Here is a 16,499-nt window from a genome sequence, read left to right on the forward strand (position 1 = left end):
ATTAATAATCCTATTGTAAGTAATAAATATAACCGAAGTTCAACATTAAATTCCAGTCGTTGGCTTTATTCTCGGTGTAAATACGTGGGTCAGGACTCAAACCGTCTACCCAGTTGGAGAAGTAATACTGCCAACGCAATTCCAACATCAAGTCAGACATATCATTTAATTTATAACGTGTACCTACACTGGACACGATGGACCAAGTTGTACCTCCACGGGTATCAAATGCATCCATGTATTTTATTGGGGTTACCGTTGTTAATTCTCCTAGCCCATCACCTAAAGTAGAATAAGCAGTTGGTTTGAAAAAACTGAATTGTGCACCTAAACCTAAGAAAGGTGCCCACGCTCCTGGTGTTGCTGTAAAATCACGAATACTGAGTGGATAGAATTCCAATTGCATACCGATGTTTGTCACAGCTGTACTACCACGCATTGCACGCAATTGATTCGCTATTAATGAATTTTTCTTTGCATCCACCCACTGACCAAAGTGTTGTAAGTTGGTTTTATTGTAGGATAACTCACTGCGTAGTTTGAAGTGGTCATTAAAATACGTTTCCGGCGTGTAACAGTTACATTCCGCACGGTAAGAGAAGTTTAAGTAATGAATCAATCCAATACCAAATCCTGTATTCCCAGCATTCGTGGAAAAATCGTGTCTTTCACCATAATCCGATTGGAACGCCACCGGACCGAAGATTCCTCCAATCTCGTGAGAAAAGCCAAATTGTGCTGCCATACGGTTGGTAAAACCTAGCAACAGCAAAGAGGTCAGAATAAAATACTTAGACATCCTCATACGTGTTTTTTCAATTCCCGACAAATATATAAAAACATCATTCACTTGTAAAACAAAATAAAAAAATACTTCTTTATATACGAAAAAAAGCATAAAATGTTTTAAAAGGACTGTAAAAAGTCAATGTTCTTTCGAATTTCTTAGCGTTCTCATAAAAATTATGAGGATTTAAAAAAAACAACCCCCATATTTTAATAAAATGTATATTTGTCGGAATAAAAACGAAAACGTTTTCTTTAACAAACTAAAATATTATGTCACAAGCAATCAACAATTTCTTAGCCGAAGTTGCCAAAAGAAATGCGAATGAGCCTGAGTTCATGCAGGCAGTAAAGGAAGTAGCGGAGACCGTAATTCCTTTCATTGAACAAAATGCAAAATACCAAAACAAGATGCTTTTAGAGCGTATGGTTGAGCCAGAGCGTGTGATTATGTTCCGCGTGTGTTGGATTGACGACCAAGGGAATACACAAGTAAACCGTGGTTACCGTATCCAAATGAACTCCGCTATCGGACCTTACAAAGGAGGGATTCGTTTCCACCCTTCAGTAAACTTAAGTATCCTTAAATTCTTAGCCTTCGAACAAGTATTCAAAAACAGTTTGACAACACTTCCAATGGGTGGAGGTAAAGGTGGTTCTGATTTTGATCCAAAAGGAAAGTCTGATAACGAAATTATGCGTTTTTGTCAGGCATTTATGACAGAACTTTCTCGCCACATCGGTGCCGATACAGACGTTCCTGCGGGTGATATCGGAGTAGGAGGTCGTGAAGTAGGATATATGTTTGGTCAATACAAAAAATTACGCAACGAATTCACTGGAGTATTAACTGGAAAAGGAATCACTTTCGGAGGTTCATTAATCCGTCCGGAAGCTACGGGATACGGGGATGTATACTTTGCCCAAAATATGTTGGCTACACGTGGCGAAAGCTTTACAGGTAAAACAGTTGTCGTTTCTGGTTCTGGAAACGTAGCGCAATATGCCATTGAAAAAGCAACACAATTAGGAGGAAAAGTAGTTACCGCTTCAGATTCATCAGGATATATCTACGATGCTGACGGTATCGATGCTGAGAAATTAGCGTTCATCATGGAAATTAAAAATGTTCGTTACGGTCGGATCAACGAGTACGTAGCGAAATATCCAAACGCAACTTTCGTAGCAGGTAAACGTCCATGGGAAGTGAAATGTGATATTGCTTTACCTTGTGCCACTCAAAATGAGTTAAACGGGGATGAAGCTAAACAATTGATTGCTAATGGTTGTATCTGTGTAGCAGAAGGAGCAAACATGCCTTCAACTCCAGAAGCAGTTGAAGCCTTCTTGGAAGCTAAAATCTTATTCGCGCCTGGAAAAGCTTCTAACGCGGGAGGTGTAGCTACATCAGGATTAGAGATGTCGCAAAACTCATTGCGTTTAAGCTGGACACGCGAAGAAGTAGACCAACGTTTACACAAAATCATGAGTGATATTCACGAAGCTTGTGTGAAATACGGTAAAGATGAAACCGGATATGTAGACTACGTTCGTGGTGCAAACATCGCAGGTTTCGTTAAAGTAGCCGATGCTATGTTAGGTCAAGGAGTCGTATAATCGCACTTCTTTTCAAATAAATCCAACCTTCTCTCCCTCCGAGAGAAGGTTTTTTTATGCCGTCCATATGATTTTACGTAATATTGCGTTACCTAAACGTGGTAGTTCGTTACATGAAAAAAATAGTCCTTTTTTGCTTCGTCCTTTGTTTGCAAATGACACATGCCCAAACCAATCGGCTGTGGCAAGGCTATTTCTCTTTCAATTCCTTAAAAGACGTTACCCGCAAAAGCAGCACAGTGTATGCCGCTTCTGAAAATGCAGTTTTCTTTCAAAAACCAACCGACGGATTTTTAGAAACCATTACTACCATTAACGGACTCAAAGCTGATAACATTACTACTATTCATTATAGTGAAGCGTATCAAGTGCTTTTAGTTGGAAATGATAATGGCTTACTTTTAGTAGTTGATAAAGACGGAAAAGTAGCCTACAAAAACGGGATTCTTACCGAAGTTCCTGTGCCAGCTTCGGTAAAAAAAATCAATCATTTTAACGAATATGACGGCAAAGTGTATATCGCCTGTGATTATGGAATTTCCGTTTTTGATTTGGATCAAATGGAATTTGGAGATACCTATTATATCGGCAACGGAGGTGCACAAGTGAAAGTCTACCAAACCACGGTTTACAATGGATTTATTTATGCTGCAACCGATTCCAACGGAATCAAAAGTGCCGCAGTTACCAATCCGTTTTTGATTGATTTCAACCAGTGGCAAGTCTTTGACAGTGGGAACTGGCTCGGAATTCAAGCCAAACAAAATCAATTAATGCTTTGCAATACCAACAATATCATTTATACTTCCAACGGTGCTGGATTTAATCCTGTGTATACTTTGGGTCAAACCGCGGTCGATTTTCGCGTCGTGGATAACTACACCGTAATTACAACCGCTCAAAAAGTGGTGGTTTTAAATGCAGGAAATACTTTAGAAACCCTTGTAAATACATCACAATATACCGTAGAGCCGGTCACTTTTAATGCCGCTATTGTGGCTAGTGATCAATTGTACATTGCAACCAATGAAGTTGGATTGTTAGAGACTGGAATGAGTTCGATCAACTTGCAAGTATTAAAACCATCGGGCCCTGATTCCAACCAACCTTTTCGATTACTAAAAACAGATGATAAATTGTTTGTGACCTACGGTAAATTTAATTTTACGTACAACCCGTACAGTCCGACACCGCCCTATCAGCCGTATTTACTTCCCATTAATTATTTTACAAAGGACTTAGGATGGTCCAAAATCCCGACTACCGATATCTTTGATGCCCGAAGTTTATCCTCTGTAGCCGTCAATCCGAAAAATACCAGTGAAACCTATATCAGTTCCTATTTTTCAGGAGTATTAAAATTGGAAGACATGGTGCCTACGGTTTTGTACAATCAAACCAATACGGGTACTAATGGCTTGGAGTCGTTAGTCCTTTCTCCTCCTGATCCAACTTATGTAGATATCCGCATCAACGGTTTAAAATACGATTCCAAAGGAAATTTGTGGATGACCAATGCCTATGTCGATAAAGGAATTAAAGTATTGAAGACAGGCGGACAATGGCAATCGTTTGATTTAAATACGGTGTTAACCGAGCCTTTTTTTGAACGTTATGGGCAAATTCAAATTGATAAAAACGACACCAAATGGATTCCGTCCTATCGAGCAAATGGGTTGATAATTTTTAATGAGAATTACAATAACAAATGCTTATTGGTCAAAACCGGTACAGAAGGCAATCTCCCCAGCATGGACGTGCGCTGCGTAGCTATCGATAACCGCAATCAAGTTTGGATTGGTACCGCACGAGGACTCCGTACAATTTCCTCTGCAGATACCTTTATCAATGCGGACAATATTCAGTCCAAAGCCATTATTATTAATGAGGTGATTGATGGGGTCGAACTCGCACAAGAGTTGTTTTACGAACAAGTGATATTGGATATTTGTGTGGATGGTGCCAATCGTAAATGGGTCTCCATTGCCGATTCTGGGGTGTATTTGGTGTCTGCCAATGGTCAAGAAACGATTTTTCATTTTACCAAAGAAAATTCCCCTCTTCCCAGCAATAACGTAGCCGATATCGAAATTGACGGCACCACCGGCGAAGTTTTTTTTGCGACCGAAAAAGGATTGATTTCCTATAAAGGAACGGCGACAAAACCCAGTGATGATTTGGCGGGCGTGTATGTGTACCCCAATCCCGTTCGCCCCGAATATACGGGCACGGTGAAAATTGCCGAACTCACCGACAAAGCCATTGTGAAAATTACGGATATTGAAGGGAATTTAGTATATGAAACTACCGCTTCCGGAGGAACAATCGAATGGGATACCACCGCTTTTGGGAAATACCGCGTGGCCTCGGGCGTCTACATGATTTTTATCTCGGGTGAGGATGGGATTGAAACTGCAGTTCGTAAGGTGATGATCATTCGATAAATCATGCTCGTTAAAACCAAAGCCATCGTCTTATCAGCTCTTAAATATCAAGAGAAAAGCTTGATTGTGAAGTGCTTTACCCAAAGTGACGGACTCAAATCCTACTTCGTGCCAAGTGCTTATTCGGGTAAAAAATCCAATCAAAAAATTGCCTATTTCCAACCTTTGACTTTACTCGAAATTGAAGCAGTGCACAAGAACAAAGGGACTCTCGAACATTTTCGTGAAATCAAACTCGCCGCCGCTTACCAATCCATTCCGATGGATGTTGTCAAAAGTACGATTGTGATTTTCCTGTCGGAAATGTTGCACCATAGCATTCGCGAAGAGGCGAAAAATGCTCCGCTGTTTGATTTGCTCGAATCAGCCTTACTTTGGCTTGATGCCCATGATGATATTGCCAATTTCCATTTGATTTTATTGCTGGAAGTAACCAAATACCTCGGATTTTATCCCGAACGCGACAATACCACCGACCCCTTTTTTGAATTGACTGAAGGTGTATTCGTGCCGTTTCAAGGGGTGAGTTGTTTGAGCGAACATGAAACGGTACTTTGGCGCAAACTCATGGAGCAAAACATCGAAAATCCCGGAAAAATCTTCACCAGCACTGAACGTTCCATTTTATTAAAAATCCTTCTCGATTTCTACTCCATCCACCTCGACGGTTTCAAGAAACCCAAATCATTGGATGTACTCCGTGAAGTGTTTGCGTAGTTTCATTGTCTATGGATATCATCAGCTAAGAATCTCAGCAACTCAGAGTCTCAGAGGCTCAGATTCTCAGTAACTCAGCAGCCCCAAAATATATTTTTCACAATTTCTCCTTTCCCTCCTTAAATTATTGCTAAAAGTCAGCGCACTTTCGCCCAAATTGTATCCTCGTAAAGCAATTTTCATTACTTTCGCAAACTGATTTAAGAATACGACAAAATGAGTACAAAATTTACTGAATACAAAGGACTTGACTTGCCTGTAGTGGCTGACGAAGTGCTTCGATTTTGGAAAGAAAATAATGTCTTTGAGCAAAGTGTAACGTCACGTGAAGGAGCTACCCCGTATGTGTTTTTTGAAGGGCCACCTTCAGCCAACGGTTTGCCCGGAATTCACCACGTGATGGCGCGTGCGATTAAAGATATTTTTTGTCGTTATAAAACCCAAAAAGGCTACCAAGTAAAACGGAAAGCGGGTTGGGATACACACGGCTTACCCGTTGAATTAGGAACCGAAAAAGAATTGGGTATTACCAAAGAAGACATCGGGAAAACCATTTCCGTAACCGAATACAACGAAGCGTGTAAACGCACCGTTATGCGCTACACCGATGTGTGGAATGATTTGACAGAAAAAATGGGTTACTGGGTCGATATGAACGATCCGTATGTAACCTACAAATCCAAATACATGGAGACCGTTTGGTGGTTGTTGCAACAAATCTATAACAAAGACTTGTTGTACAAAGGCTATACCATCCAACCGTATTCGCCCAAAGCAGGAACGGGTTTGTCTTCCCACGAAGTGAACCAACCCGGCACCTACCGCGATGTGACCGACACTACGATTGTAGCACAATTTAAAGCGGTCACTGATAGCTTGCCGACTTTCTTACAAGGTTTCGGAGACATTCATTTCTTGGCGTGGACGACTACACCATGGACGTTGCCTTCGAATACCGCGTTGACGGTTGGACCCAAAATCGATTACGTTTTGGTGAAATCATTTAACCAATATACGTTCGAACCCATCCAAGTAATTTTGGCAAAACCCTTGCTAAATAAAGTTTTTGGTGGAAAATATGCAGCAGCGGAAAGTGAAGCCGATTTTACTAACTACAAATCGGAAGACAAGAAGATTCCTTATGCCGTGATTGCAGAAGCAAAAGGCGCTGATTTGGTAGGGATTCGCTACGAACAATTGTTACCGTATGTATTACCGTATCAATCGCCAGAAAATGCTTTCCGCGTGATCTCGGGTGATTTTGTGACCACGGAAGATGGAACGGGTATCGTGCATACTGCTCCAACTTTTGGTGCAGATGATGCCAAAGTAGCGAAAGAAGCTACACCTGAAGTTCCGCCTATGTTGGTGTTGGACGAAGCAGGAAATCCTGTACCGTTGGTGGATTTGCAAGGTCGTTTTATCCAAGGTTTGGGTGACTTGTCCGGCAAATATGTGAAGAATGAATATTACAACGAAGGTGAAGCCCCCGAGAAATCGGTAGATGTGGAAATCGCCATTCGTTTAAAAGAAGAAAATAAAGCCTTCAAAGTGGAGAAATACGTACACAGTTATCCCCACTGTTGGCGCACCGATAAACCGATTCTTTACTATCCGTTAGATTCGTGGTTTATCAAAATTACGGAAGTCAAAGACCGTATGTTTGACCTAAACGATACCATCAATTGGAAGCCCAAAGCTACAGGAGAAGGCCGTTTTGGGAATTGGTTGAAAAATGCCAACGACTGGAACTTGTCGCGTTCGCGCTACTGGGGAATTCCGTTGCCGATTTGGCGTACGGAAGACAAAACCGAAGAAATCTGTATCGGTTCAGTCGAACAGTTGTACAACGAAATTGAAAAAGCGGTGGCTGCTGGGGTAATGTCCGAGAATCCGTACCGCGGATTTGAAATCGGGAATATGGACGAAGCCAACTATGATTTGGTGGACTTGCATAAAAACATTGTAGATAACATAGTTTTGGTGGCACCTTCGGGGAAAGCCATGAAACGGGAATCCGATTTGATTGACGTATGGTTTGATTCGGGTGCCATGCCGTATGCACAATGGCATTATCCGTTTGAAAATAAAGCGTTCATTGACAATAACGAAGCCTTCCCTGCCGATTTTATTGCAGAAGGCGTGGACCAAACCCGTGGTTGGTTTTATACCTTACATGCTATTGGTACTTTGGTGTTTGATAAAATAGCCTACAAAAATGTTGTATCCAACGGCTTGGTATTGGACAAAAACGGTCAAAAAATGTCCAAGCGATTGGGCAATGCCGTAGATCCGTTTGAAACATTGAAAGAATACGGTCCAGATGCGACACGTTGGTACATGATTTCCAATGCGAATCCTTGGGACAACTTAAAATTTGACATTGAAGGCGTTGCAGAAGTGCGCCGTAAGTTCTTTGGAACATTATATAATACCTATTCGTTCTTTGCGTTGTATGCGAATATCGATGGGTTTACCAACCAGGAAGCCGAAGTGCCGTTACACGAGCGTCCTGAGATTGACCGTTGGATTCTTTCTGAATTGCATACGTTAATCCAAACCGTGGATGAAGCGTATGCCGATTATGAACCGACCAAAGCTGCACGAGCGATATCTGATTTCGTTCAAGAGAACTTAAGTAACTGGTATGTACGTTTATGCCGTCGTCGTTTTTGGAAAGGGGAATACGGTACCGATAAGATTGCAGCCTATCAAACGTTATATACTTGCTTGGTAACTGTGGCAAAATTGTCGGCTCCTGTGGCACCCTTCTTCATGGATCAGTTGTACCGCGACTTGGTCAATGCGACGGGAAGCCCCGAATTTACTAGTGTTCACTTAGCAAATTTCCCTGAATTTGTTGAAAAATTTGTTGATAAATCACTAGAGCGCAAAATGTTAAAGGCACAAACCGTTTCTTCCTTAGTATTATCACTGCGTAAGAAAGAGATGATTAAAGTGCGTCAACCCTTGCAAAGAGTAATGATTCCAGTACTTGACGCTACTTTTAAAGCGGAGATTGAGGCGGTTTCCGACTTGATAAAATCAGAAGTAAACGTCAAGGAAGTGGCGTTATTAGACGATGCTTCAGGGGTGTTGGTGAAGCAAATAAAACCTAATTTCAAGACCCTCGGGCCGCGATTTGGTAAAGATATGGGATTGATTTCCAAAGCGATACAAGACTTTAGTCAAGAACAAATCAATGCCATCGATGCCAATGGGGAATTGGTTATTGAAATTTCAGGAAATAGTATAACTTTAACAACCCAAGACGTAGAGATTACTTCGCAAGACATCCCTGGGTGGTTAGTGGCTAACGCAAACGGAATAACAGTCGCGTTAGACATAACTTTAACCGAGGAATTAAAAGAAGAAGGAATCGCCCGCGAATTGGTCAACCGAATCCAAAATATTCGTAAGGACTCCGGGTTTGAAGTAACCGATAAAATTAAAGTCGAGTTACAACGCAACGGAGCTTTGGAACAGGCCATCCGAAACAACGAAAATTACGTATGTTCAGAAACCTTAACCGAAGCATTGATTTTTACCGATACGTTGGATAAAGGCACAGAAATTGAGTTCGATGACATAAAAACTAAGATATTAATCTCAAAATAGGAATAATTATGGTAGAAGAAAAATTGAGATATTCAGATGCTGATTTAGCAGAATTCAAAGAAATTATCTTAAAGAAAATTGAGAAAGCACAAGCCGATCTTGAATTGATCAAAAGTGCGTATATGAATGATTTAAATAACGGTACTGACGATACTTCGCCAACGTTTAAAGCGTTTGAAGAAGGAAGTGAGACCATGAGTAAAGAAGCGAACTCGCAATTGGCCATTCGTCAAGAGAAGTTTATTCGCGACTTAAAAAATGCTTTGTTCCGTGTGGAAAATAAAACTTACGGTATTTGCAAAGTAACGGGGAAATTGATTTCTAAAGAACGTTTGAAAATCGTACCCCACGCAACGATGAGTATCGAAGCGAAAAACATGCAACGCTAATCTGTAACTTTTTTATAGTCAAACGCTCCTTTTAGGGGCGTTTTTCTTAAAAAATGACTTACTTTTGCCCCGCAAAAAACAGCAAACCAACACTTTCAATACACGCAACCCTCTATGAAATTAAGAAATGCCGCGCTAATTATCTTTCTGTTATTGGTTATTGACCAATTTTCTAAGATTTATATTAAAACCAATTTTATACTCGGTGAAAAACACGATGTCTTGAGTTGGTTTAAAATTTATTTCATTGAAAACGAAGGAATGGCTTGGGGAACCGTAATTCCGGGGGCCTATGGTAAACTTATTTTAACCGTTTTCCGTATTGGAGCGGTGGGCGTAATTGCCTATTGGTTGTGGGATTCCATTAAAAAGAACAAAAACAATTTCTTGATTGTTGCCATCAGTTTGATTTTCGCCGGAGCCTTAGGAAATATTATTGATTCCGTTTTTTATGGCGTTTTCTTTGACGATAGTATCAGCCACTTGGCAACGTTTAATTCCGATCATCCCTACGGAACGTGGTTCCACGGTAAAGTAGTGGATATGTTTTACTTCCCCTTTATTGAAAATTATATGTTGCCTTCTTGGGTGCCAATTTGGGGCGGAAAAGAAATTACTTTTTTCAATGCCATTTTCAATGTGGCCGATGTCGCTATTTCAACAGGAGTCGGTATATTAATTGTCTTTAACAAACGCGCGTTTGCCCATCCTCCCGTTCAATCCAATGTGTCCATAACCCATTGGGAAGATGAGCATCATGAAGAAGCCGCTGCTGAAAACGAATAAACTTTTTCGGGTGTAACACACCAATCCAAACGAATATCATCAGGGGAAACATCTGCAATTTCAGATGTAGCTTCAAAAAATGACAAGCCTATTTTTACCGTTTCTGGTCGGCATTTGGCCAAAAACCGATCGTAAAAGCCTTTGCCATAACCCACCCGATTTCCTTTTTCATCAAACGCCAATAACGGAATGAAAACTACATCCAGTTTGGTTTCGGGAACTTCGATGCCGTCTACCGGTTCGGGAATATCGTACGCATTTTTACGCAGTTTGGTATTGTCGGTCAATAAATAATGGGTTAGCGAGCCCGTTTCAAAATTGCTTTTGGAGAGCACCACTTCTTTATCTTTTCCAAATAAGATTTGTAAAATAAACTCGGTCTGAATTTCCTTTTGGCTTTCAATCGTTAAAAACAAATGGTAGTACACGTAATCCCAAAGGGGTAAACGCACCAATTGGTTGGCAATTTGCAAGCTTTTGAATTCGATTTCTTCTTCGTTCAATGCCTTGCGTTGGGCTTTGTATACCGTTCGTAATTCTTTTTTAAGCATGTACGTGCAACTTCAATTCTTCTGTAAAGGTAGTTAAATGACTAACTTCTACGTGATCCATCACGACGATTTTATACCAAAGTGGTTCGCCAAAATGGGTATCGGGAACCAAATGAAAGTGACGGGCAATTTCTTCGGGGATCGCGTTTGCTTTCATCGTTACAATATTCATATCGGGATGACGGTAATACGGGATGTCCAAAGCATCTAATTGTTGACAAAGATATCGGGTGCGCATTTGTAAGACACTAATTTTTTCAAACCACTGGTGCGGACCGTAAGTGAATAAAATCATCCACACCGCAATGGCATTGGCGCCGCTGCGACTCCCGCACAAGGTCAAGTCCATGCCTTCTACGTATTGGGCATCTTCGGTCAATACATTTTCAATGAGTCCTTTGCGGCATAAAAATATACCCGTACCATAAGGAGCTTGCAACATTTTGTGCGCATCAACGGTGATCGAACTCACCAAGGGATTTCCAAAATGGAGTTCGGAATCGGGCTGACTGAACGGGTAAACAAATCCGCCGTACGCGCCATCCAAATGCAGTTTGAATTGGAATCCCCATTTTTCCAAAGCCTCGGCATACACACTGGGATTGTCGATGCTTCCAAAAAGCGTAGTGCCCATATTGCTGACTACGATGGCGTATTTTTTTCCGTTTTCGCGGGCTTTTTGTAATTGAATGTCTAACAGTGTAGCGTCGATTTGTCGGGTTTCAAAATCAACCGGAATTTGCAGCAAATCCAATTGCAATAGGTTGGCACCTTTTGGAATGGAATAATGGGTGTCGGTGGAACAAATGATGACGATTTCATGGGAAAGTGCGCCGCATTGCTGTTTAAAATAGTTGCGGTACATCCAAAGTGCTTGAATATTGGCTTCGGTGCCGCCAGGTGAAATATAGCCGTCAAATTGCTGGGGTTCGGCTTTAAAAATATCGACGGCCAACACGTTCAGCACTTCGCGTTCCAGTTCTTGGGTACCTTGGAATACGTGTTCTGAGTCGCCTAAAGTATGGCAACCGATATGATTGGGATTGGCCACAAAAGTTTGTAAAACCGGCGCATCATTCAGAAACGGTGCGTCATAAAACACTTTGGAATCCAAATGAGACGCGGGAAACCCTAAGGTAATGTCTTCGCTAAAGTTGATGTTGGCGGCCAGTGCCTTTTGGATTTTGGCTTTGCGATCACTGTCGGGTAATTTGGTCCAATACTGCATATTTTTTTTGGGCGAAAGTAGCGGAATGGTCAGGATCGAACTATGATAAAAGTCAGGTGAAAAAACACTTGTTCAATGCAACAACGGATTACGCGTTTTGAAAAAGGCACTGGATTTCAGCCCGGATAGAAGCGGCAGCTCCCGATTCCATCGGGACTATAGCGGATAGCCGGAAGGTACTGGATTCGGGCGATCAGCGTCTGCTGCATAAAAATTAAAATTGCATCATTTTCCGTTCATCTTCTGTGTATTTTTGTAAAAAAGAATTCGATGGCGCTTTCTCCTTCTTTGGAACTTCAATTGCAAACCTTGCCCGACAATCCTGGCGTGTATCAGTATTTTGATGCCGAGGGGAAGATTTTGTATGTGGGGAAGGCCAAGAATTTGAAGAAACGGGTGTCGTCGTATTTTAATAAAGTGCACGACAATGCCAAGACGAATGTGTTGGTGCGCAAGATTCATGAGATTCGGCATATTGTGGTGGCGACGGAAGCCGATGCGCTGCTGTTGGAGAACAATTTGATTAAAAAATTACAACCGCGGTACAACGTATTGTTGAAAGACGACAAGAGTTATCCGTGGATTTGTATTAAGCGCGAACCCTATCCGCGGGTATTTTCGACGCGAAGAATGATCAAAGACGGTTCGGAATATTTTGGGCCGTATACCAATTTTAAAGTGGTGCATACCATTTTGGATATGATCAAAGAATTGTATCCGTTGCGCACGTGCCAGTTGGATTTAAAACCAGCCAACATCAAGAGCGGCAAGTTTAAAGTCTGTTTGGAATACCACATTGGCAATTGCAAAGGGCCGTGTGAAGGTTTGGAGTCGGAGGCGCATTATTTGGAGCAAGTGGCAGCGATTCGCGAAATTTTAAAAGGAAATTTCAAAGACAGTTTGCGCGATTTTAAGAAGAAAATGCAGGAGTATGCTGCCGAAATGCAGTTTGAGGAAGCCCAAAAAATGAAAGAGAAAATCGAGGCGTTGGAGAATTACCAAGCGCGATCGACGGTTTTGAATCCGAAAATTTCCAACATTGATGTGTTTTCGATTGTTTCGGATGAAAGTATGGCGTTTGTCAACTTTTTGCAGATTGCTCATGGCGCGATTATTCGTTCGCACACCTTAGAACTCAAAAAGAAATTGGATGAAACCGATCAAGAACTGTTGGAATTGGCGGTGATCGAATTGCGTGAGCGTTTTCATTTGACTTCCAAAGAAATCGTTGTGCCGTTTGAGATGGATTTGGGCGAAAAAATCAAGGTGACGGTACCCCAATTGGGCGACAAGAAGCAGATTTTGGAGTTGTCGCAGCGCAATGCCAAGTACCACCGCTTGGAGCAATTGAAGCAAATCCAAATTGTGGATCCCGAGCGGCATACCAACCGTATTATGGCGCAGATGCAAAAGGATTTGCGTTTGTCGGTTGAGCCGCGACATATCGAATGTTTTGACAACTCGAACATTCAAGGTACGAATCCTGTTTCGGCCTGTGTGGTGTTTAAAGATGGCAAACCGAGTAAAAAGGATTACCGTCATTTTAATGTGAAAACGGTAGAAGGGCCCAATGATTTTGCGACGATGGAAGAAGTGGTGTATAGACGCTACAAGCGCTTGTTGGATGAAAATCAGCCACTGCCCCAATTGATTATTATTGATGGAGGAAAAGGGCAATTGTCGTCGGCGTTAAAAAGTTTGGAAGCTTTGGATTTACGCGGTAAAATTGCCATTATCGGAATTGCCAAACGTTTGGAAGAATTGTTTTACCCGGGCGATTCGGTGCCGTTGTATTTGGATAAAAAGTCGGAAACACTAAAAGTTATCCAGTTTTTACGCAACGAAGCCCACCGTTTTGGGATTACATTTCATCGAGATAAACGCAGTAAGTCGGCGTTGCAAACGAGTATGGAAACCATTCCCGGCATTGGTGAAAAAACGATGCAAACGTTAATTAAGCATTTCAAAAGTGTTAAAAGATTGAAAGAAGCCTCAGAAAGTGAAATTTCTGACGTCATCGGACCGTCGAAAGCCAAAAAAATTTACGAATTTTACACCACAATTCAGAACAACAACTCACTTGAACACAATTAATACACGCCGAAGTTTCTTTTTCTCAATCAACCGTTTGGGGATTTTCATGCTATTGTTGTTGTTGACCACTTCCTTTTCCCATGCCCAAGACACGATTAAACGACCCAAAATAGGTTTGGTTTTGAGTGGTGGCGGCGCCAAAGGTTTTGCCCACATTGGCGTTTTGAAAGTTTTGGAAGAAGCGGGTGTGAAAATCGATTACATCGGTGGAACCAGTATGGGGGCTGTGATTGGGAGTTTGTATGCCACGGGATACAGCGCCAAACAAATCGATTCTATTTTCACCAACACCAATTTTGACGAATTATTAAGTGATTACATTCCGAGGGATTCCAAGAGTTTTTATGAAAAGCGAAACGACGAAATGTATGCTTTGACGTTGCCGTTTGACAAATTGACGATTGGGGTACCTATTGCCTTGTCGCGGGGCTTATACAATTACAATTTATTGACTAAACTCACGCATAAAGTCCGCTATGTGCGGGATTTTAATCAACTGCCGATACCTTTTGTCTGTGTAGCCACCAATATCGAAACCGGCGAGCAAGTGGTGTTGAGAAATGGCTATCTTCCCGAGGCGTTGTTAGCGAGTTCGGCCTTTCCGAGTTTATTTTCTCCAGTAACTATTGATGGAAAACTCTTGATTGATGGGGGAGTCACCAACAATTATCCTGTGGAAGAATTGCGCAAGATGGGTGCGGATATTATCATTGGGGTGGATGTGCAAGATGATTTGCAAACCAAAGAAAATTTAAAAGAGGCGACGCGTATTTTGGTTCAGATTTCCAATATGGAAATGATTGAAAGTATGAAGTCCAAACAAAAGTTGACCGATTTCTACATCAAACCCGATATCAAAGATTACAATGTGATTTCTTTTGAAAAAGGGCCGGAAATTATCAAGCGAGGCGAAGATGCTGCGCGTAATTTTTGGAATGATTTCAAAAAACTTCGCAGTAAAGATTATGTTGCGCAAGAAATAGCCGTTCATAAAGACAGTTTGCAGATTGATCGGATTTCGATTAATTCGATTAAAAACTATACCCGAGCCTACATCATTGGAAAGTTGGGTTTCAAACAAGGAACCAAAATCAGTTACGACGATTTGAAAAAAGGGATTAATAAATTAACGGCAACGGGCAACTTCAGTTCGATCCTTTTCCAAATCAATAAATTTAATGATGGCGATGAATTGGAAATGAAATTGACCGAAAGCAATAACAAAACCTTTTTGCGCTTTGGGTTACATTATGATGGACTCTATAAAAGTGCGGCTGTGGTGAATTTTACCCAAAAGAAAACCATTTTTAGAAACGATGTGTTATCGGTTGATTTTGGATTGGGGGATAAGTTTCGCTACAATTTGGATTATTACATTGATAATGGGTTTTATTTTAGTTTCGGACTCAAATCGAGGTATTATCAATTCAATAGAAACGTTGAGACCGATTTCAGTAATGGGTCATTTTTCAGTCAAGAAGGGATTAGTTCGTTGAATGTCGATTATTCCGATTTTTCCAATCAAGCCTATTTGCAAACCATCTTTGCACAAAAGTTTTTGTTGGGTGGTGGTTTAGAATGGAAATTGCTTAAAATCAAATCCCAAACCTTAGAAAACACCAAACAATATTTTGAAAACAGCGATTATTTGAGCGTCTTTGGGTATATGAAATACGATTCGTTTGACAACAAATATTTCCCTAAAAAAGGGTGGTTTTTTAACGGCGAAGTCAATTCGTATTTGTATTCTTCGGATTATACTAATAATTTCAATCGTTTTACAGTTGTGAAAGGAGAAGCAGGCATTACTCGAACCTTTTATAAGTATTTCAATTTACGCTTAGTTTCAGAAGCGGGCATCACGATGGGGTCGAATAATACCCATTTCTTGGATTTCGTATTGGGCGGTTACGGTTTTTATACGATTAATAACTTCCGTCATTTCTACGGCTATGACTTTGTAGGTGCTGCTGCGGATAGTTATATCAAATCGGTTGCCACGGTAGATGTAGAATTTTACAAGAAAAACCATCTTAATTTTTCTGCCAATTATGCCAATTTAGCCGACAAACTTTTTGAAACGGGCGATTGGTTTTCCAAACCCAAATTATCGGGCTATGCGGTGGGTTATGGATTGGAAACCGTACTGGGTCCGATTGAGGCCAAATACACGTGGTCGCCTGAAAAACCTAAGGGCTTTTTCTGGTTTAGTGTAGGATTTTGGTTCTAACAAGCCAATCGTTGTATTTTTTTCCGTAAAAACTTTATA

Annotated in this window: 11 protein-coding genes; 8 read left to right on the forward strand and 3 right to left on the reverse strand. The window is 41.1% G+C overall.

Translation table 11 applies throughout. The features are described from left to right. Positions 1-10 precede the first annotated feature (10 nt). Positions 11-799: a THC0290_0291 family protein gene (locus tag OLM45_RS03610; protein WP_264512056.1), complete on the reverse strand. Its 789-nt coding sequence runs from the start codon at positions 797-799 to the stop codon at positions 11-13. A 260-nt stretch (positions 800-1,059) separates the two neighbouring features. Here OLM45_RS03610 and gdhA point away from each other — a divergent pair, with 260 nt between their 5' ends. The 6 genes from gdhA (at position 1,060) to OLM45_RS03640 (ending at position 10,357) form a co-directional block, all read left to right on the forward strand. Beyond that, positions 1,060-2,403: an NADP-specific glutamate dehydrogenase gene (gene gdhA / locus OLM45_RS03615; protein ID WP_129460221.1), complete on the forward strand. Its 1,344-nt coding sequence runs from the start codon at positions 1,060-1,062 to the stop codon at positions 2,401-2,403. Positions 2,404-2,516: 113 nt separating this feature from the next. Continuing rightward, complete coding sequence (locus tag OLM45_RS03620; RefSeq protein ID WP_264512058.1) at positions 2,517-4,847, forward strand: T9SS type A sorting domain-containing protein; 2,331 nt, start codon at positions 2,517-2,519, stop codon at positions 4,845-4,847. A gap of 3 nt (positions 4,848-4,850) precedes the next feature. Then, positions 4,851-5,564, forward strand: coding sequence for a DNA repair protein RecO (recO, locus tag OLM45_RS03625; protein WP_264512060.1), 714 nt, complete (start codon positions 4,851-4,853; stop codon positions 5,562-5,564). 216 nt (positions 5,565-5,780) lie between these two features. Beyond that, a complete protein-coding gene (gene ileS / locus OLM45_RS03630) occupies positions 5,781-9,182 on the forward strand; it encodes an isoleucine--tRNA ligase (protein ID WP_264512062.1) in 3,402 nt (1,133 codons plus the stop codon). 8 nt (positions 9,183-9,190) lie between these two features. Then, entirely contained in the window at positions 9,191-9,571 is a 381-nt protein-coding gene (locus tag OLM45_RS03635) for a TraR/DksA family transcriptional regulator (protein WP_129460217.1), read from the forward strand. A 114-nt stretch (positions 9,572-9,685) separates the two neighbouring features. After that, positions 9,686-10,357 carry a lipoprotein signal peptidase gene (locus OLM45_RS03640; RefSeq protein ID WP_264512063.1) on the forward strand — a complete coding sequence of 224 codons (672 nt, stop codon included), beginning with the start codon at positions 9,686-9,688 and terminating at the stop codon, positions 10,355-10,357. Here the strand turns inward: OLM45_RS03640 and OLM45_RS03645 are convergent. Beyond that, complete coding sequence (locus tag OLM45_RS03645) at positions 10,327-10,908, reverse strand: 5-formyltetrahydrofolate cyclo-ligase (protein ID WP_264512065.1); 582 nt, start codon at positions 10,906-10,908, stop codon at positions 10,327-10,329. The two genes, OLM45_RS03640 and OLM45_RS03645, sit on opposite strands and share 31 nt — an antisense overlap. Next, positions 10,901-12,136, reverse strand: a complete 1,236-nt coding sequence (locus OLM45_RS03650) for a pyridoxal phosphate-dependent decarboxylase family protein (RefSeq protein ID WP_264512067.1) — start codon at positions 12,134-12,136, stop codon at positions 10,901-10,903. Before OLM45_RS03650 ends, OLM45_RS03645 begins: the two co-directional genes overlap by 8 nt. A 270-nt stretch (positions 12,137-12,406) precedes the next feature. Here OLM45_RS03650 and uvrC point away from each other — a divergent pair, with 270 nt between their 5' ends. Continuing rightward, complete coding sequence (uvrC, locus tag OLM45_RS03655) at positions 12,407-14,230, forward strand: excinuclease ABC subunit UvrC (RefSeq protein ID WP_264512069.1); 1,824 nt, start codon at positions 12,407-12,409, stop codon at positions 14,228-14,230. Beyond that, a complete protein-coding gene (locus OLM45_RS03660; protein ID WP_264512071.1) occupies positions 14,217-16,460 on the forward strand; it encodes a patatin-like phospholipase family protein in 2,244 nt (747 codons plus the stop codon). Before uvrC ends, OLM45_RS03660 begins: the two co-directional genes overlap by 14 nt. Positions 16,461-16,499: the final 39 nt, after the last annotated feature.

Origin of the sequence: Flavobacterium sp. N1719, assembly GCF_025947045.1 — a bacterium.
Taxonomy (GTDB): Bacteria; Bacteroidota; Bacteroidia; order Flavobacteriales; family Flavobacteriaceae; genus Flavobacterium; species Flavobacterium stagni.

Excerpts from the sequence above, each read along its gene's own strand:
- uvrC (WP_264512069.1), top strand. The coding sequence starts at position 12,407 with ATGGCGCTTTCTCCTTCTTTGGAACTTCAATTGCAAACCTTGCCCGAC.
- OLM45_RS03610 (WP_264512056.1), bottom strand. The coding sequence starts at position 799 with ATGTCTAAGTATTTTATTCTGACCTCTTTGCTGTTGCTAGGTTTTACC.
- OLM45_RS03645 (WP_264512065.1), bottom strand. The coding sequence starts at position 10,908 with ATGCTTAAAAAAGAATTACGAACGGTATACAAAGCCCAACGCAAGGCA.
- recO (WP_264512060.1), top strand. The coding sequence starts at position 4,851 with ATGCTCGTTAAAACCAAAGCCATCGTCTTATCAGCTCTTAAATATCAA.
- OLM45_RS03635 (WP_129460217.1), top strand. The coding sequence starts at position 9,191 with ATGGTAGAAGAAAAATTGAGATATTCAGATGCTGATTTAGCAGAATTC.
- gdhA (WP_129460221.1), top strand. The coding sequence starts at position 1,060 with ATGTCACAAGCAATCAACAATTTCTTAGCCGAAGTTGCCAAAAGAAAT.
- OLM45_RS03640 (WP_264512063.1), top strand. The coding sequence starts at position 9,686 with ATGAAATTAAGAAATGCCGCGCTAATTATCTTTCTGTTATTGGTTATT.
- ileS (WP_264512062.1), top strand. The coding sequence starts at position 5,781 with ATGAGTACAAAATTTACTGAATACAAAGGACTTGACTTGCCTGTAGTG.
- OLM45_RS03620 (WP_264512058.1), top strand. The coding sequence starts at position 2,517 with ATGAAAAAAATAGTCCTTTTTTGCTTCGTCCTTTGTTTGCAAATGACA.
- OLM45_RS03650 (WP_264512067.1), bottom strand. The coding sequence starts at position 12,136 with ATGCAGTATTGGACCAAATTACCCGACAGTGATCGCAAAGCCAAAATC.